Source organism: Tildeniella sp., assembly GCF_059505325.1.
Genome location: NZ_JCACKI010000038.1, coordinates 1 through 16,974, shown reverse-complemented (window position 1 = coordinate 16,974; position 16,974 = coordinate 1). Strand labels below are relative to the sequence as shown.

The following is a 16,974-nucleotide window of genomic DNA, read 5'->3' as shown; positions in this document are numbered from 1 at the left end:
AATTGAGTTGGAATGTACTGAGATGAGCTTGAGTGGAGTTGATGCTGCGCTGCTTTTGGTTCTCCTGAAAACGGCAGATACATCTTGCTGAAGTTGTGTTGCTGGTGCAGAAACTCGCTCAGCGATGGCTAAGGTAAATTAGCGCTGTACGGTGCTTGGAACTACTAGCGAAGGGATATGCATGAAGCATCAGGTTGCGCTGATTGGGGCTGTTTTAACAGTCGCATTGTTGTTTGTTACTGCTCATAGTCTGGCGCAGCAGTCGTTACAAGTGAGGGTCGATCGCTGGCTCCAAGTGAGACAGGTGACGAATGACGTAACATTTGCCCACGATTCTACCCGTCGTGCTGCGCGGGTTGGCGATCGATTACAAGCAACTGGCGACAGTATCACGACAGGTAAAAAGTCCAGTGCCATGCTCTTTGTCGATATTGGCGTTGGTGTGATTGAAGTGGCAGAACAAACAACCCTGCGTATTCGGACGCTGGACGTTGCGCCTGATAATGGTCGGATCACTCGTTTAGAGGTGCCCACAGGCAATGTCCGTCTTCGAGTGCGCCGCTTTACCCACAAGGGGTCAGAGCTTGAGATTCAAACACCAGTGGGTTTAAGTGGGGTGCGCGGCACGATGTTTGGGTTAGCAGTGCAGCCAAATGGTAAGACAGGACTGGTGGTGAGTCAGGGCGTTGTTAAAAGTAGCGCCCAAGGGCAAGCTGCCGACGTGGTAGAAGGCTTTCAGAACTTTACGCTACCTGGAGAAGCACCCTCTACACCAGTCAAGTGGTCAAATGACACCAGCTTACAATATGAGTTTGAGAAGGTTATTGAGAAGAGCATCCGAAGAGTAAGGCTTTTAGGTCGAGTTGATCCGGTCAATCTGGTGACGGTTGATGGCAGCCCTCAAGTGACCGATCGCAACGGAAGGTTCAAAACTGACTTGCGGCTAGTGCCGTCTTATCTGAAAATTCAGGTAGTCATTACGACACCGCTAGGGAAAACAAAGACCTATGCATTGGCGCTTCAGTAGGTATGGCTGGCGGTTACTTCCGGGTAGTTTGACGACCCTCATTTTTGCTATTCTACTTTTGCTTGGAGCACTACAACCACTAGAGCAACTGGTTTACAGCCTTTTATTTGAAACTAGAAGAGAGCAGGCATGGGACGATCGCCTGGTGCTAATTGCCATTGACGATGCCAGTATCAAACAGCTTGGTCGGTTTCCCTGGTCACGTACTCAATACGTAAAATTACTAGATATATTGTCAAAAAAAGAAGCCGCGACACCGAGTGTCATAGTTTTCGATTTAATCTGGTCTGAGCCTAGTGCGGATGATGCGAAACTTGCCGAGGCGATCGCGCGATCGGGTCGCGTGGTATTGGCGCAAGCACGCGATCAAACCGGGCTGCCGCTGCTCCCAGTGCCCGTTTTGCAAGATGCAGCGATTGCTATGGGGCATATCTTTGTTCGATCAGATCCAGATGGGCTGATCCGTCGCGTTCACCTGTACGATAACGGCACACCGACCTTAGGCTTGGCGGCTGTAGAAGCCTATACGTTGGTACATGCGCCGGTGTCCTTACCCACCTTCTTACCGGACAAAGAGCAACTACTGTGGCTCAACTGGGCAGGACGCGCCCGACGCTTACAGCAGTATTCCTTTAGCGACGTGGTGCAAGGGTCTGTGCCAGCCCAAGCGCTGCAGGACAAAATTGTGGTGGTGGGCTTAACTGCTGCTGGCATCGACCCGTTGATTACACCGTTCGATCGCAACCCACCTGTTAACGGCGTACACCTTAATGCGGCTGTCATCAACAATTTGTTACAGCAAAATGCGCTGCAACCAGCTTCATTTGCATGGTCATGGCTCATCCTGTGCTTAGCGGGTCCCGGTTTAAGTCTGCTGCTGAGCGATCGCAGGGAGTCGCAGCAGGTTCTCATGATGGTGTGCCTCTGCGTTGGTTGGGGTGTGGTCAGTTTCTTGCTCTTCAAAGGCGGCTACTGGATACCCGTCATCTTGCCAGTAGGGTTGTGCAAATTAACGACGATCGCTGTGATCATCAACGATCGCATGCGGCTGTCGGCTTCCCTCCAGGATCAGGTGCAGCAACTTTGGCAACAGCATCAGCACAATCTCATCCTGCGTCCGCCTCACCTGAATGCATACGAAGACGCTAAACCGTGCCAGAAAGCGGGCTTGCTACAGAGCGTAACGCGTATGAGCACGCTGGCAGAACAGTTTGCTCGCTCCCAATCGGCACAGACCACGATCGCCCGCAGTCTGCCGATCGGTCTGTTAGCCGCCGATTTAGATGGCTGGGTGTGGTTCTGCAATCCAGCGGCGACAGAGTGGTTGCAGGTCAACGTGAGCCACAATTTGAGCGCGTATCTGATCCCAGAGTGGATCAGTGAAGACCAGTGGCAGTCTGATTTACAGGCACTTGAACAGCAACGCGCTGTGGCATCCAGAGAATGTCAGCAGGGCGATCGCTGGTTTGAATTGCACCTGGAACCACTGACCTACCAACCAGAAGCGGCGGGTAGCATCGACAGCCACCATCAACCGGATGGTTTTCTCATGCTCTTAGAAGACATCACGCCCAAAAAGCAAATCGAAGTTGCCCTGGCGCAACAGGTGCAAGAACTGCAACGCGTGGCTCAGCTTAAAGATGATTTTCTCAGTACGGTTTCGCATGAACTGCGATCGCCTATGGCAAATATCAAAATGGCGATCGAGCTACTCAAAATCTCCCGCTCCGAAGCCGCTTCCGCGCAGTACCTGAAAATCTTGCAGACCGAATGCGCTCGTGAAACGAATCTCATCAATGACCTGCTCGACTTGCAGCGTCTGGAAGCTGGTGCCCAAACCTATCATCCCGAAACCATCAACCTCAACGATTGGCTACCACCGATCATTCAAGCATTCTCAGAACGGGCTGAGACTCAACATCAGAGCCTGTCTGTAGAACTGGCACAGCACGTACCCGTACTCGTTTCTGATCAGCCTAGCTTGGAGCGCATTGTGGTCGAGCTAGTCAACAACGCCTGTAAATACACGCCGCCTGCTGGCGAAATTAAAGTAGCCGTCAACTGGACAGCCCAGCATATTGAACTCGTCGTTGACAATTCCGGCACAGAAATTCCAGCAGCAGAGTTGCCTCGCATTTTTGAAAAGTTCTACCGCATCCCTCAGTCTGACCCGTGGAAACGGGGGGGCACCGGATTAGGCTTAGCGCTCGTCAGCAAATTGGTTGACTACTTGGGCGGCAAAATCTCAGTCAATAGCGGTTCCGGGCACACCACTTTTACGGTGCAGTTACCGCTTGTTTACCAGAGTCCAGTGGAGTGAGTGGGGCGTGGGGAGTACTAAATCTTTCCATTGGTCAATTTGGTCAGCAGTGCGTTTCGGGTAAAGTGCATCTAGAAGCTTGCGCTCTGGGTACAGTCCGGTACAGAGAGGCTTTGAAGTCCAGGCTTTAATCATACAATTCGAGTGACTCAGTTCTAAGCAGAGGTTCGATCGATGGATGCAGAGACGCAACAGGATATTCAGCCCGTGCCGCCGTTTCATGAAACGAATGACGAAACGCCTGCGATCGGTGGTGGTCCGTCGGTTATTCAGTACTGGGCTACGCATACCCTATCGCCAGAAGGTCCCAAGCTCTGGGAAACGTTGCTGCATCATAGTGCCTGCCTCTCCTGCTCCTGGGGTACTGGTGGGCAAAAAGGAGGTTTTACCAACGAAGAGGGTGAAAAGCTTCAGCGTTGTATGAAAAGCGTCGAGGCGATTTCGTCGGAACTCAAGCCTGCGATCGCCCCGCAATTCTTTGAAAAGCACAGCATCAGTGAACTGCAAACGCTGACATCAATGGAAGCCGATCGGCTTGGACGATGGAGCTTTCCGGTCATTCTGCGGGCTGGTACGTCGCATTACGAACGCCTTTCATGGGACGAGGTTTACGCGATCGCTGAAACTGCCTTCCGCAAAGCACCAGAGCGAGTGGCATCCTACAGCTCCGGGCGATCGTCTAACGAAGCGGCGTATTTATTGCAACTGATGATTCGGGCGATGGGGTCAAATAACCTCGCAGACTGTTCTGATCTTTGCCACGCCCCTTCTACTACCGGGCTGAAGCAGATGTTTGGCACCAACACGTCAATGGTCAGCCTGGAAAATTTGAAGAAGGCAGATTGTGTCGTGCTGGCAGGCGCGAACTCTTCCTATAACCATCCGCGCTTGATGAATGAGTTGATTAAACTGCGCGAAAAGGGTGCCAAAATCATCGTCATCAACCCCATGATGGAAGTCGGGCTAGTCAAATTTGGTTCACCTGCCTTCCCAACCAGTCTGATTCAAGGTGCCGAAATTTCCTCTCTCTATCTGCAACCGATTCCAGGTAGCGATGTAGCGCTGTTTACGGGCATTCAAAAGTCTCTGCTTGAGCAAGGCTTAGTCAAAGAAGACTATCTGAAAGCGCATACTGAAGGGTGGGAAGCGGTGGTAGACCAGGCGCGATCGACATCGTGGGACACTATCACCGAAACCTGCGGCGTATCGCAACCAGAGATCGAAGCTGCTGCCAAAATCATTGGCACGTCAGAACGAGTGGTCTTCGGTTGGGCAATGGGCATCACACAGCATGTGAATGGGGTTGACAACGTCTTCAGCATTGCAAACACGGCTCTCATGACGGGAAATGCTGGGAAAGAAGGGGCAGGCACTATGCCCGTGCGAGGACATTCCAACGTCCAGGGCTTCGGGTCAATGGGCGTGACTGTCAAGCTGAGAAAGGAAATTCAGCAAGCGCTCGAAAAACTGTTGGGACGACCGCTCAGTAAGGTGCAGGGCTATCATACCCGCGATCTAATCGAAGCGGCGGATGCAGGTAAGGTCGATACATTACTCTGTCTGGGCGGCAATCTGTACGCAGCGAACCCAGATTCAACGCAAGCAAAACGGGCGATCGGCAACATTGAAACTGTCATCTATGTCGCTACAAAGCCAAATCTGGGACATTTCAGTGGATTGGCAAAGCACAACACGATCGTCATTCCTGTACTGAACCGTTTTGAGAATCCTCATAAAACAACGGTAGAATCGGGCAACAACTTTGTGCGTCTGAACGATACAGGCAAAACCCATCTCAAGGATGCCGACCTCGTTTCGGAGGTGGAGTTTCTCACGACGATCGCCCATCGCATTCTAGGAGACGATCCGGTAGACTGGCGCAAACTACAGGACACCAAATACGTCCGTCAACTGATCGCTCAAACGATTCCAGGCTACGAGAAGATTGGGGCGATCGACGACACGAACGAAGAGTTTACGATCGGTGGACGCATCTTTACCGAACCGACGTTTGCCACGCCATCGGGAAAAGCCTCCATGTTCGTCACGCCTCTGCCTAAGCTCACGTTGCCTCAACCCCAAGACCTTGGCGTACCAGCATCAACGCCCGGAGTTGCGTTAGCACTCATGACCGGACGCAGCTACTCACAGCACAACACAGTAGTCTACAAAATTGGCGACCACTACCGAGGGATGCCGCACCGCAACTGCATTCTCATGAATCGGGTGGATGCTGAAGGTGTAGGGCTACAGGCACATCAGCGCGTTACGGTGCAGGGCGATGCGGGCAAGCTAGAAAACGTGGAGGTCATCTACGGTGCGGTGCGTCCGGGTGCAGCAGTGATGTTTTACCCGGAAGTAAATGTGATCTTCAAGGCACGAATCGAAACACGATCGGGCACACCCGCTTACAAGCGCGTCCCTGTTTTCGTTTATGCCGACAGCGCGGTTGCTTGAGTGAGAGGGAGAACCATTGGTAAATGGTTGCGATCGCTGAATTTCGCCTCTGTCAATCAAGCGATCGACTTACTGAGTTAATGAAGCCAATTTACCAGAGTTGCACTACGGTGCGGTTGTTTTCACAGGCGGGATGGCGTAATTGGCAGGACTGATCCGACTCCTGCCTGCCTGTTCGGCATACGCCTGCGAATGCAGCTTTTGAATTGCGTCTGTCCATTGACCAATTTTGTCTTGTGCTTCTTGATAGAGTACGCTGCCAAAGCTGACGTTACTTGCTTCCGCGATCGCCGCTTGCAGAGACGACATATCCCCTTTGTTGGCTAACTGAATGGCGCGAGTCAGGTAAGGACGGTCTTCAAGTTCTTGCGCTTGATGAGTCCAGCGATCAACTAAGCGCTGTGCCTCCTCGTATTGAGGTGTGCCGTAAAGCACCATTCCAGCGGCATCGGTGGCAGCACGAAGACCGTCGGCAGTGCCAGCACCCGCCAGTTTCCGGGCGCGGTTGAGATTAGCAGTTGCTTCTCGTTCCTGATCTTTTTGCCAGTTTGACATGATGTCTGGCTGAGCCGTAAACCGTGCTTGCGATGCTTTTTGGCTCTCGCGTTCGGCTTTTGCCTGGGCTGCTTTTCCTTCTTTCGCTTCCTGAATTTTCTGGACTAATTCCTGATAGCGATCGCTGTCCCAGTGTCGATTGCCCAGTTGCCGCAGTTCTCTCGCTTTCTCAAAGGCTTGATCCCATTGGTCACGCTCAGCCGCTGCCGCTGCGTCACTGTAAATCGACTGTGCCCTATCCCACGCTGACTGCCAGACTTCGATGCGCTCATCGGCAGTTTTGTACATTGCTGTTGTAGCTGGAATGCGCCGAGCGGTTCCGATCGCCTCCTCCAGGTTGCCGCCTTGAAAGGAGTTTTCAGCCAATTCCAGCAGTTTTTGGGACGCTTGTTCCACCAGGCGATCGCTCTGTGCTGCCAGGGGATGATCTGAGGGTACCAGACGCGCCATGCGGATAGCTTCTGAGAGGCTATCGATCGTTTGCTGACTCGCACTCGCTTGAGCACAATACAGCGACGCTGCCACAGAGTCATCGGCTTGCGCTTCGCCTTCTACCAGCGACAGGCAACCAGAGAGCTGCTGAAACCGTAGCGAATTTACAGCCCACACTCCCACCCCAATCGGTAGCGCCAGCAACAGCACGATCCCAACTAACCGGAAGTACAGTCCTTTCTTCATCTTCTGGAGGTTACACTATTTCATCGGCGGTTGGCTAGAACCAGCCTGCACTCATTACTCTCAATCAGTTCAGCATTCGCTGGCAGACATCGGTTTGCCCGCAAGCTTCCCGATTTAATCAGTCTCTCGAAGATTCTAGTCAGACCTATAGAGTGCGGGGTGGATGCATACCCTTAACGGCAAGTATACAAGAGGCAGCACCTAAGCCCAATGAGGGATATGGCTGACGCTACAAAACAAGAGAGCGGACTATGCTTAGTCCGCTCTCCCACAACCAGATGCTGCCAAAACTGTCGCCTAGTCACCGCCTCCAAGAGCAGTACTTGAATGTCCCTGTACGCTTGAAGCAGCGATCGAGCGCTCATGCTTGCTCAAGCCAATCGTAGATTTGATCTAACTGCTCAAGGGTCACCAAGCCATACTGCCAAAGAATCATAGGCAACGGTCCAGGATCGTGCTCTCGGTGGCGGAGGGCGATCGCCATTGAAGCCGCCGAAATTGCCAGGTCTTCCTGGAGAAACCGAATGAAACGAGAGTAAGTTGTCGGTGCCGTCATTGTGCGCCTCCTGACTAAGACACTATTGTGAATTGAGGAACAGTCTGCTGAGAAGGCTGTCAACCAGTCTTTAATCTGTCTACATGTTTTTTGGTTGACTATGTAGTTTGCGTCAGATGGGAAGCGATCAGGAACTGTTTGTGCTCTACTGCGTTTCGTTATATGCCTTACTAATGCCTACTTAAGCAGGCTTGGTAGCAACAGGCATCTGCGAATTTACAGAGTTTCTGCGTACCGCTACAATCTGTTTCAGCTTTTTCACTTACCGCAGAATGAATTGCTAAACCAGTAGTCGTGCCAGCTCTCAAGGCGATTAGATTCAGTGCAGTTGATTTAGTGCTTTACCGCTTTCATACCGCATCGGTGCCAACAGTTTAAATGCCTTCAGCAGTCGGCTCATTTTTGCTCACACCAGCCCGACACACCACTAAAGTCTCACTGTAGCCCCATCGCTGCTCGAAAACCGAACGTTTAGCTAAGCGGCTGAGCGCAATCCTTAGCTGGTAAGAATAGCGAGAGCGTTCAAAGCCCAACTCTATCCGCCGAAAGATGATCGTATCCCGACGCTGGAAAAAACGAAGAGCGTTAGAAGATATGTAAATTTAAGAACAAATGTACCATCAAACTACCGCTTTTGCAGCGTGATCCGATCGCCTTGTTTTAGACCTAATTCGAGCGATCGTCCAGCACGCAGCTCAATGACTTGATCAACTAGCGCATTAGGACCGTATGTGGGGCATGGGTCAGCCTTGCAAGGCGGAACATTGCTAGAGATTGCCTGCACTTTGCCCTTCAACAGAAAAACCATATCCAACGGAATCAGGGTGTTTTTCATCCAGAAAGCAACCCGACGGGGTGGCTCAAACGAAAACACCATACCCCGATCGTCTGCCAGTTCTGTGCGGTTCATGAGTCCGATTGCCTGTTGCTCCATCGTGCTTGCCACTTCGAGCTGGATAATCTGGTTAGCAACCGTGATTTGAGCCGAGAGTGGCAGCGTTTGACCAGGATTATTGGCTTGCATGGTCGCGGATGGGCTGGTAACTGAGGATTCTGAGGCGGGAGATGCCCCAGAGTGAGAAGACGCTGCCGGGATGGATGAGGAGCAACCAAGCAGTAGCCCGACCAGCAAAAGCCCTGTTAAACGTCTTACAGGAGACCATCGCAATGATTTGCTTGGGCGATCGCTACCTTGTTTCATGGTTTAACTTCACGTGCTGTTTTTTCGCGTGCTATTCGAGAGCCATGACTGCATCTGTAGGAACGTTACCTGCATATCTCTACAGACCGCCACACCTTTTCCCTAGTCTCTAGAAGTGACAGTTGAGTTCCCATCTTGAAGGCTCACGCCTCTCGCATGACATAGCCGACACCGCGAACCGTTTGGATCAGGCGCTTTTCACCTTCATCCTCAATTTTTAAGCGCAAGTAGCGAACGTAAACTTCGATCACGTTTGACTCGCCAACAAAATCATAGCCCCACACGTTTTCCAAAATTTGCTCGCGTGTTAGGACTTCGCGGGGATGCTCCATGAGATATTTGAGGAGCTCAAATTCTTTCATTGTCAGGTCGATCGCCCGTCCATTTCGTAGCGCACGACGAGTGGTCAGATCCAACATCAAATCGCCGAAGCGCAACCGTTCACTGGTTGGATTATCGGGTTGCAGGTATAGGCGCACCAGTCTGAGAAATTCTTCTGTCCGATACGGCTTGAGGAAGTAATCATCCGCACCAGACTCCAGGCAAGCGACGCGATCGTCTACACCATCGCGCGCCATCATCAGCAAAACGGGTGTGCGACTGCCCAACGAACGCAGGCGGTTGCAAAACCACAGACCCGATTCGCCAGACAACATGCGATCGACCACAATCAGCGATGGTTGTAGCTCTGTTGCTTGACGCAGCCCACCGATCGCATCCGGTGCCATCACGATGTCGTAACCAGATTCCTTTAAGTCAAGGCTGACGTGGTTAGCCAGTGCTTCATCGGTTTCAACCAGCAGCACGCAGGGGGTTGAGTCAGGCAGAACGCTATTCATACGCAGTTGGGGAACGATGGCAATCACACGATAGCCGAGTTTGCAAGAATGTCACTAGGAATAAATGCTTAGTGACTATCCCCTCTGTTGTAACACGTCTCAGCAAGATTTTCGTTCAGGGTAACTCTACCGATGTCGGTTTGGCAACGTGCGGCAGCCCCCAGCCAAGCTTTTCGCGCAGAAGATGAAAAAACTCTGGCGATCGCAGCCGAATAAACCGGGCATGATATTGCGATCGCTCAATCCGCACCCGATCTTCTGGAAGCGCGTAGCAGCCGCCGTTACCATCCACCACCATCACCATTCGATTGGGTGTAGCGGGGAAAATGGTGACCGTTTCAGTATCGGCAAAGACGAGTGCCCGTGATGCCAGCGAATGAGGGCAGATGGGTACCAACTGGAGGACAGGCACACCGGGTGTAACGACTGGACCACCTGCCGAAAGCGAGTAAGCCGTCGAGCCTGTAGGTGTTGAAACGATCAGTCCATCGGCTGCAATATCGACCGGAGCATGATGACCAATTTTGACCTCAAAGTGGCACATGCTGGTCAATGGCTCTCGGTGGATGACCATTTCATTCAGGCAAAGTGCCTCCCACAGCATTTCCTCCTCACGAAGCACCTGCACCCGGAGCATTGCCCGTTCTTCAATTTCGTACTCGTTCGCTAGAATGCCCTCAAGTGCCAGTGGCAGTTGGTTTAGATAGGTCTCCGTGAGAAAGCCCATGTGTCCTGTGTTCACGGTGAGCAGAGGAATGTTGTAAGGGGCGACTTGCCGGAAGGCAGACAAAACGGTGCCATCGCCGCCCAGGACGATCGCAAACGTCATGTCGCGATCGAACCCCGGTGGATTCAGGTAGTCGATCGGCATATGGCAAACCGGACCTTGTGGGTCGGAGTAGCCCAGAATGCCGCCAGAACCCGTCGCCAGAAAAACTTGCCAGCCACACGCGACTAGCTTGTCTTTCACTTCTTCGGCAGTCCGACAAGCCACGGGCTTAATGTCGTTGTAAATAATGCCAGCTTTGGGCACGACGAAGGCTCGGCTGAGGGGCAATGGGGTATTAGGGACTATACCATTTTGAGCAGGCTACCTGGATACTCTAAAATCTAGGGTAAGTTCGCTGCTTGTCGTTCTTTTTCTTCCCTTTTGATTTTTCGTAGTCAAGCTCCTTCAGCTTTTTGAGAATGCGGCTGAAGTAATCTTGCAGATAAGCCTCTAGGGTCGTCGTCTCGCTTGCATCAAGCTGGAATACACTGTAAACCTCATCCATTGGTGCGGTCAGGGGTTTACCCGCAGATACCACTTCGGCAAAGGCAAGGCGATCGGAGATATTCCATGTCCACTGAAAGAAGCGTGTGATGCGTCGTACTGTTCGCATGAGACCGATCGGCATCCGCGTAATCTTCGCCTCCCGACCGGATAGCCGCTCACACAAGCGAATGATTTCATACGCGCCCCAGGCACGCGACCCAACAACTGGAAACGTTTTATTCTCTGTCTCTGGCACTTTCAGCGCCTGAATGGCGAATTTAGCTACATCCTGCGTATCCATATAAGCCGTTGGCGACGTATCGCCCATAACCCAAACCGCCTGTCCTTCGAGCACTGGAATGGCGTATTGCCCAATCAACCCCTGCAAAAAGCCGCAAGGACGAAGAATGGTATAGTTCAGCCCCGACTCTACCAGAAAGAGTTCGGCACAGCGCTTGACTTCCATTAACGGCACTTCAGGATATTTTTCGGCATCCAGAATCGAAAAGAAAACGAAGCGTTTGACGTTTGCTGCTTTCGCTGCCTGAATCAGATTGACGTTGCCTTCCCAGTCAACCTGCTTAACGTTAAGTGAATCGGTTGCTCGTGTTGTTGCGGCATCGATGACAGCGTCAATACCGTCTAGTGCTGGCTGCAACGTTTCTGGTACGCACAGGTCACCAGTGACTAGCTCTGCTCCCCATTCCTTTAAAAAGCCTGCTTTTTTGACGCTGCGGACTAAACAGCGAACCTTGTAGCCCTCATCCAAGGTGCGACGGGTTATCTGTCTTCCTAACGTGCCAGTGGCACCCACAATTAATAGGTTCATGAGGGAGTAGTAGCTAATTCTTAACTTTTTATAAGATTTTATCAGAAATTGCTCATCGATCGAACTGCCATCAGCGGAGCGAGTCGCATGGGACAATTGCCTGACTTGGTTGACTTTAACCTACTTAATGGCAGTCTTACAACGTCGATCGCGCGTAGTGCGTTACTGAGAGGCTGAAATGAAAGTTGGCAAGAGTGTTGATCTTCGTAAGCAATTGCTGGTACGAGGGTGGGCATCAAGGGCGAAGATACCGCTTGCTTCTGCCTAATCGCCGATCGCTCCCAATAAAACTGTCTATTCCAGGTGAACCTGCCTTATGATTTAGGGGCTTGAGACTCGCTTGCGGTTTTTTAACCCATTGAATGAGCAAATGCCCTGCTTCTATGCGCTAGAGCGTCCGTTACATGAGCATTGAGTTGTTTGTGATCAGCGCGATCGCCTCTAGAACGATCGCGGTGTACTCCTTTTCCTTAAAGTGGTTTAGCCATGCCTCACCTTGAACCCACTGCTGCAAATCAGCTTGCAACTGAATCTCCGCAGTTAATAGAGGAAGCTCTTAACTGTACCGTTCAGCATCCGGTTGACCTTGCCAATGTGCGTCAGTTGCACCGCAACCTGCTCAGCGTCGAAAAAGCGCAGCGCATGGCAGAGTTCTTTAGCCTACTGGGAGATGCAAACCGCCTCCGTATTCTGTCGGCGTTAGCAATGCAGGAGCTGTGTGTCTGTGATTTGGCAGCCGCCGTCAAAATGACCGAATCAGCGGTTTCGCATCAGCTACGCGCCTTGCGAGCGATGCGCCTGGTCAGCTACCGTAAGCAGGGTCGCAATGTGTTTTATTGTCTCAAAGATAGCCACGTCCTCAACCTTTACCGCGAGGTTGCAGAGCATCTTGATGAAGACGAATAGATAGCGAGGCAGCGTACATTGAGGGAGCGTGCGTGTTTCAATTTCTGACCAAGCTAGATTACTTACTCCGTGAAACGTTACTGGGTTTGCGCCGGGGTGGCTGGATGAATTGGGCAGCTATCAGCACTGTAACGGTGTTGCTGTTTTTGTTTGGTGTCAGCCTTCAAGCCTCGTGGCAACTGGAAGGCTTACTGAACCAGTTTGGCAGCCAGTTGGAGGTATCAGTTTATCTGGATACTGGCGTACAGGCAGAAACGCTGAAGCCGATCGTCACTGCTATACCGGGAGTTGCAGAAGCGCAGGCTGTTTCCAAAGAGGTCGCTTGGACAGCACTGGTGAAGGATTTGGGCGTGTCGGATATTAACGGTGCAACCAAGCAACTGGACGGCAACCCTCTCGTCGATCAGCTTAAGGTGAAAGCCCGATCGCCGCAGGATGTACCCACCGTTGCCCAAGTGCTCTCAAAGGTAGAGGGCGTTGACGAAGTGCAGTATGTGGATGAAGCAGTACAGCGCGTCAGTCAACTCAACCGGGGCTTAAGTTGGATTAGCCTCACGGTGACGACATTGTTAACGCTGACGGCGATCGCCGTCATCACTACGACCATTCGCCTCATCGTCATGTCGCGCAAACGCGAAATCGAAGTCATGCAGCTAGTCGGTGCAACAACTAGCTGGATCTACCTGCCATTCATCCTGCAAGGAGTAACGTTCGGGCTGGCAGGCGCTGTGCTGTCGTGGGGACTCATCAGCAGCATTCAGCACTTTCTCAATAGCCTACTCGCTCAACAGCCCGAATTCGTTCAGTTTCTGGCTAACGGAGTGCAAATCAGTCCCCTGCGGGTGATTCTTCTACCTCTGATTCTGCTGGGGTTCGGCGGTTCCGTTGGTGTGATGGGTAGCCTGTTCGCTGTGCGACGGATTGCAACTAAATGAAAGGATAAAGGATGAGGGCTAAAGGATAAAGTGTTGAGGTTATTCTGACTCCTGACAGCTACCTTTTTCTGACATCACGGCAAAGCGGAAGCAAGCTACACCTCTCACTCCTCACTATGCAATCCCAATGGCACTATCTACTACAAAATTTGGGTGAATGGCAGGGATCGTTTACACGCTTTTCGCCTGCGGGGGAGTTACGCGAAGATACGCCGACGATCGTGACGCTAGCAGGGTTGGATGACAATCAAACGATTCGTCAAACGATTCAGCGCTATGCACCGTCAACAGACGTAACTGACGCGTCTCTAGCAAGTGAGCCGATCGACGAAAAAGTCCTGGTTTACAGCTCTCTCGGTCGAGGCATCTTGTTTTTTGAGGATGGCGCATTTTCGCAAGGCTCCATGCAGTTTGCTCCCTTTTCAGAATTTGGGGCTGAGCTGGGGTTGATTGCAGGCGATCGACGCTTACGGTTAGTGCAGCTTTTTGATCCCCAGAGCCAACTTGCCCAGCTCACGCTTATTCGTGAAAAACTTGCTGGGAGTCATACTGCCGAGCGTCCGCCGTTGACGCTGAACGATCTACTAGGCGAGTGGCATGGGGAAGCCGTCACGGTGTATCCCGATTTGCGATCGCCGACCTCATACCCGACCCAATTACAAATCAGCCGTAGTGGTGCAAATCAGGTTGTACAGCAACTGACGTTTGGTGAAGGGGCTGGGACAACGGTGCGCTCGACCGCGATCGTGAACGGGTCTTGCTTAGAGTTCAATCAGGGTTCGTTGCCTGTGCAAGTGCTACTGCTGCCAGATGGCGCATCATCAACCTGCCCCGTTTATATCAAAACCGGAAACCCTTTCTTTTTAGAGGTTGGCTGGCTCCTTCAGCCTGATCAACGTCAACGGATGATTCGTAGTTACAACCAAAAGGGGGAGTGGGTCAGCCTGACTTTAGTGATTGAGCGAAAGCTGACTGGGCAAAACGAGCACAGCGGTAAAGCGTAAGCAGGACAAAAGAGTAAGAGCTTACGCGATGTACGACTTTCCTGCAATGCCTGCCAAAACTGCCCTCACCCTTAGCCCTCTCCCGATGGGAGAGGGAACCGGAACGGTCTGGAAGCCCTTCTCCTCAGGGAGAAGGGTGGGGATGAGGGCGAATTAGTTGCACATCGCGTGAGCTTGCTAAAAAATAACTGCACACTTTTGGATCAGCGATCAGCTAACGGCTACAGACCCTGCTGTTATTTCTGTACAACTTCTAATCAGTTAAGACTTATTTGACATCAAGTACCTCAGGCATTAACGTATAGCACTCCGCATGTAGAGCGTCTTTTTAAGTTTGCTGAGGCAATTGCGACAAGCAAAGGAAAAGCGTTTCTACCATGCAAGCGCGATCGGTCCGCCAAACTTCCGCATTTCGGCAAAGAATTTACCTTGTGCGCCGTGTTCTGGCAAGGTTGCTAGGTAAACAGCCGTTTCAGCACCTTCGTCTGCTGTGAACGGTGCCTCTGAGCCGCCCATATCAGTCTGCATCCAGCCAGGCGAGTACGAGTTGACTAAAATGTTGGTGCCCTGAAGCTCTTTTGCTAGGAGTACGGTGAAGCCATTCAGTCCAACTTTAGACAGTCGATACGAGGGCGCAAGGGGATAGTAGTCGCTGTCGATCGTCGTCAGAGAAGCCATTTCAGTCGAGACGTTTACAATACGCCCGTAATTCTGTGCCTGCATGAACGGTAAGAGTGCCTGCGTGATCCGAGCCACTGCTAGCACGTTCGTTGTCAGGGTTTCCAGCATGGTTTCTAGCTGCACCGTGAGCAGACTTGCTTCTTCGGGCTGCATTGTAGGGTTAACACCTGCGTTATTGACCAGAACATCGACTTTGCTATAGGTTTGCTGCACCCATTCTGTTAACTGTTGAACGCTAAAGTCGTTGGTGACATCCAAAGGGTGATAATCCACCTCGATCCCTTCTGTTGCTAGGCGTTGTTGCGCACTCAGACCGTCTTGTTCCTTGCGACTGGTCACAATGACCTGAATACCGTCTTGTTGACCTAATTTGCGAGCGATCGCGTAGCCCAATCCCTTGTGGCTGCCTGTTACCAGCGCAATTCTTTTTGGCGTATCCATCACGATTGTTCTGCTCGACTTCGCTTTAGAAGCACTGTAACAATCGTTAAGCTATTGAGCAAGATAATTATGTTTGTTGAGCGGTTAAGCCTTTAGCAGAATAGTGGTTTGCTCATTCGTCATGGCATGTCTGCACATCCTTAATGGATCGGTGAATTAAGCGACAGGGCCAAAGAAAGGCACCGCAGAGACTAACGGCTGCGATCGCGGTAAAAACTTGCCACTTTCTCTGTGGTGGATCGGCTGACTCTGAAGCGTTGGTTTCAGCCCGATCAACGGCATCAAAGGACGAGTGTGATAGCTGGCTGGCTGCATTCACACCCTCGATCGCGGCTCCAATCACATAAGCCGTCAAGGCAATGCCTAACCAGTTATTCATAGCGTTGTGCCCTTGAGCTACGGTCGGTGAAGCAAATTGTGAGGGCTAGGTTGATACTCAGTGTTAATGACTTCCCTGGTTGACAGAGTTTCTGTCGGCAGCAAGGTCACGAATGAGCGGCAGCTTGGACTGAATGTAGGTATCGAGGTTTCTAGCGTCTTGAGCATCGATCGACTGCTGCGCTCGAAACCGTTTGACGAGAAACTGCACCAGGTCAGAATCTTCAAATTGCAGCAGGGTGGTTACCTGAGTAGACTCCACCAAAGCCCAAAGCTGTCGCATCATGTTGGGAGTGACCATACATCTGAACCTCTTAAGCTTTTCTTTATAATTGCACGGTTTTCTGATTTAAGCTTGCTTCTCGACTCAAACTTCATGTGTCGATACTGATTTGAGAATGTATCAAGCATCACTTAAGACAGGTTGTGCTACTTGATCCGTATCTACTTGTTGAGCCGTGTGGACTCCCGTATCTCCTATATTCGTCCTTACAACCGCGCCTTTCAGTTGAATAGGACACAGTTTTGAGTTGGTGGCTGACCCTGATTAACTTCTTCTCACTATGCCATCCATGTCCGTTTTGTGAGCCTCTCTAAAGACTGAATCAGGTGTGCGATTCAGCACGCTGTCGTTGGTCTGCTCTTCTTTGCGTTCTGTCAAAGACCATTTAATGCGTCTCGGATACTCGGTAATGAGGTTGAGGATACTGGTCAATGAGGTTCAGACACTGGCGAATGAGTAGTAGAGGTTCATTAATGAGTATGGAATGCCCGTGAATGAGTCTTTGGTGTGGGTGAATGAGTTCTGGATAGTCGTAAATGAGTCTCCGGATGTTCATTCAAGACTCTCCCATCTTTATTAACGTGAGTTCGACGAACAGAAATTGACACAAGAAAAGCTGAGACTGGTTT

16 protein-coding genes are annotated in these 16,974 nt (G+C 51.4%); 6 read left to right on the top strand and 10 right to left on the bottom strand.

All coding sequences use genetic code 11. The features are described from left to right. Positions 1-181 precede the first annotated feature (181 nt). The 3 genes from AC5JO6_RS14330 (at position 182) to AC5JO6_RS14320 (ending at position 5,804) form a co-directional block, all read left to right on the top strand. Positions 182-1,027 (top strand): FecR family protein, encoded by an 846-nt coding sequence (locus tag AC5JO6_RS14330; RefSeq protein ID WP_496081745.1) that lies wholly within the window; start codon positions 182-184, stop codon positions 1,025-1,027. Continuing rightward, the gene (locus tag AC5JO6_RS14325) at positions 1,008-3,347 is read left to right on the top strand and encodes a CHASE2 domain-containing protein (RefSeq protein ID WP_496081744.1); all 2,340 of its coding nucleotides are present in this window, start codon (positions 1,008-1,010) and stop codon (positions 3,345-3,347) included. Before AC5JO6_RS14330 ends, AC5JO6_RS14325 begins: the two co-directional genes overlap by 20 nt. Positions 3,348-3,521: 174 nt before the next feature. Then, on the top strand, positions 3,522-5,804 hold the full coding sequence (locus tag AC5JO6_RS14320; protein ID WP_496081743.1) for an FdhF/YdeP family oxidoreductase: 2,283 nt from the start codon (positions 3,522-3,524) through the stop codon (positions 5,802-5,804). A 105-nt stretch (positions 5,805-5,909) separates the two neighbouring features. Here AC5JO6_RS14320 and AC5JO6_RS14315 read toward each other — a convergent pair whose 3' ends face one another. The 6 genes from AC5JO6_RS14315 to AC5JO6_RS14290 all read right to left on the bottom strand — a co-directional run bounded on the left by AC5JO6_RS14315 (position 5,910) and on the right by AC5JO6_RS14290 (position 11,717). Continuing rightward, positions 5,910-7,037 (bottom strand): hypothetical protein, encoded by a 1,128-nt coding sequence (locus tag AC5JO6_RS14315; protein ID WP_496081742.1) that lies wholly within the window; start codon positions 7,035-7,037, stop codon positions 5,910-5,912. A gap of 361 nt (positions 7,038-7,398) precedes the next feature. Continuing rightward, positions 7,399-7,593: a DUF2949 domain-containing protein gene (locus AC5JO6_RS14310; protein ID WP_496081741.1), complete on the bottom strand. Its 195-nt coding sequence runs from the start codon at positions 7,591-7,593 to the stop codon at positions 7,399-7,401. A 625-nt stretch (positions 7,594-8,218) separates the two neighbouring features. Continuing rightward, positions 8,219-8,794, bottom strand: a complete 576-nt coding sequence (locus AC5JO6_RS14305) for a DUF192 domain-containing protein (RefSeq protein ID WP_496081740.1) — start codon at positions 8,792-8,794, stop codon at positions 8,219-8,221. A 143-nt stretch (positions 8,795-8,937) separates the two neighbouring features. Further along, positions 8,938-9,633, bottom strand: a complete 696-nt coding sequence (gene nblR, locus AC5JO6_RS14300) for a response regulator transcription factor NblR (protein WP_496081739.1) — start codon at positions 9,631-9,633, stop codon at positions 8,938-8,940. 115 nt (positions 9,634-9,748) lie between these two features. Beyond that, on the bottom strand, positions 9,749-10,666 hold the full coding sequence (locus AC5JO6_RS14295; protein ID WP_496081783.1) for an NAD(+) kinase: 918 nt from the start codon (positions 10,664-10,666) through the stop codon (positions 9,749-9,751). Between the two features lie 70 nt (positions 10,667-10,736). Then, a complete protein-coding gene (locus AC5JO6_RS14290; RefSeq protein ID WP_496081738.1) occupies positions 10,737-11,717 on the bottom strand; it encodes an SDR family oxidoreductase in 981 nt (326 codons plus the stop codon). 486 nt (positions 11,718-12,203) lie between these two features. Here AC5JO6_RS14290 and AC5JO6_RS14285 point away from each other — a divergent pair, with 486 nt between their 5' ends. From AC5JO6_RS14285 to AC5JO6_RS14275, 3 genes are all read left to right on the top strand, one after another. Further along, on the top strand, positions 12,204-12,623 hold the full coding sequence (locus AC5JO6_RS14285; RefSeq protein ID WP_496081737.1) for an ArsR/SmtB family transcription factor: 420 nt from the start codon (positions 12,204-12,206) through the stop codon (positions 12,621-12,623). 32 nt (positions 12,624-12,655) lie between these two features. Beyond that, positions 12,656-13,558 carry a cell division protein FtsX gene (locus AC5JO6_RS14280; RefSeq protein WP_496081736.1) on the top strand — a complete coding sequence of 301 codons (903 nt, stop codon included), beginning with the start codon at positions 12,656-12,658 and terminating at the stop codon, positions 13,556-13,558. A gap of 116 nt (positions 13,559-13,674) precedes the next feature. Beyond that, complete coding sequence (locus AC5JO6_RS14275; RefSeq protein WP_496081735.1) at positions 13,675-14,562, top strand: DUF3598 family protein; 888 nt, start codon at positions 13,675-13,677, stop codon at positions 14,560-14,562. Positions 14,563-14,934: 372 nt separating this feature from the next. Here AC5JO6_RS14275 and AC5JO6_RS14270 read toward each other — a convergent pair whose 3' ends face one another. From AC5JO6_RS14270 to AC5JO6_RS14255, 4 genes are all read right to left on the bottom strand, one after another. Further along, entirely contained in the window at positions 14,935-15,684 is a 750-nt protein-coding gene (locus AC5JO6_RS14270) for an SDR family oxidoreductase (RefSeq protein ID WP_496081734.1), read from the bottom strand. Positions 15,685-15,796: 112 nt separating this feature from the next. Beyond that, complete coding sequence (locus AC5JO6_RS14265; RefSeq protein ID WP_496081733.1) at positions 15,797-16,063, bottom strand: hypothetical protein; 267 nt, start codon at positions 16,061-16,063, stop codon at positions 15,797-15,799. 63 nt (positions 16,064-16,126) lie between these two features. Beyond that, on the bottom strand, positions 16,127-16,363 hold the full coding sequence (locus tag AC5JO6_RS14260; RefSeq protein WP_496081732.1) for a hypothetical protein: 237 nt from the start codon (positions 16,361-16,363) through the stop codon (positions 16,127-16,129). A gap of 367 nt (positions 16,364-16,730) precedes the next feature. Next, entirely contained in the window at positions 16,731-16,901 is a 171-nt protein-coding gene (locus AC5JO6_RS14255; protein ID WP_496081731.1) for a hypothetical protein, read from the bottom strand. Between the last annotated feature and the right edge of the window lie 73 nt (positions 16,902-16,974).

Bases quoted from the DNA above. Each gene is read 5' to 3' on its own strand.
- AC5JO6_RS14330 (WP_496081745.1), top strand. From the start codon at position 182: ATGAAGCATCAGGTTGCGCTGATTGGGGCTGTTTTAACAGTCGCATTG.
- AC5JO6_RS14325 (WP_496081744.1), top strand. From the start codon at position 1,008: ATGCATTGGCGCTTCAGTAGGTATGGCTGGCGGTTACTTCCGGGTAGT.
- AC5JO6_RS14320 (WP_496081743.1), top strand. From the start codon at position 3,522: ATGGATGCAGAGACGCAACAGGATATTCAGCCCGTGCCGCCGTTTCAT.
- AC5JO6_RS14315 (WP_496081742.1), bottom strand. From the start codon at position 7,037: ATGAAGAAAGGACTGTACTTCCGGTTAGTTGGGATCGTGCTGTTGCTG.
- AC5JO6_RS14310 (WP_496081741.1), bottom strand. From the start codon at position 7,593: ATGACGGCACCGACAACTTACTCTCGTTTCATTCGGTTTCTCCAGGAA.
- AC5JO6_RS14305 (WP_496081740.1), bottom strand. From the start codon at position 8,794: ATGAAACAAGGTAGCGATCGCCCAAGCAAATCATTGCGATGGTCTCCT.
- nblR (WP_496081739.1), bottom strand. From the start codon at position 9,633: ATGAATAGCGTTCTGCCTGACTCAACCCCCTGCGTGCTGCTGGTTGAA.
- AC5JO6_RS14290 (WP_496081738.1), bottom strand. From the start codon at position 11,717: ATGAACCTATTAATTGTGGGTGCCACTGGCACGTTAGGAAGACAGATA.
- AC5JO6_RS14285 (WP_496081737.1), top strand. From the start codon at position 12,204: ATGCCTCACCTTGAACCCACTGCTGCAAATCAGCTTGCAACTGAATCT.
- AC5JO6_RS14275 (WP_496081735.1), top strand. From the start codon at position 13,675: ATGCAATCCCAATGGCACTATCTACTACAAAATTTGGGTGAATGGCAG.
- AC5JO6_RS14270 (WP_496081734.1), bottom strand. From the start codon at position 15,684: ATGGATACGCCAAAAAGAATTGCGCTGGTAACAGGCAGCCACAAGGGA.
- AC5JO6_RS14265 (WP_496081733.1), bottom strand. From the start codon at position 16,063: ATGAATAACTGGTTAGGCATTGCCTTGACGGCTTATGTGATTGGAGCC.
- AC5JO6_RS14260 (WP_496081732.1), bottom strand. From the start codon at position 16,363: ATGGTCACTCCCAACATGATGCGACAGCTTTGGGCTTTGGTGGAGTCT.
- AC5JO6_RS14255 (WP_496081731.1), bottom strand. From the start codon at position 16,901: ATGAACATCCGGAGACTCATTTACGACTATCCAGAACTCATTCACCCA.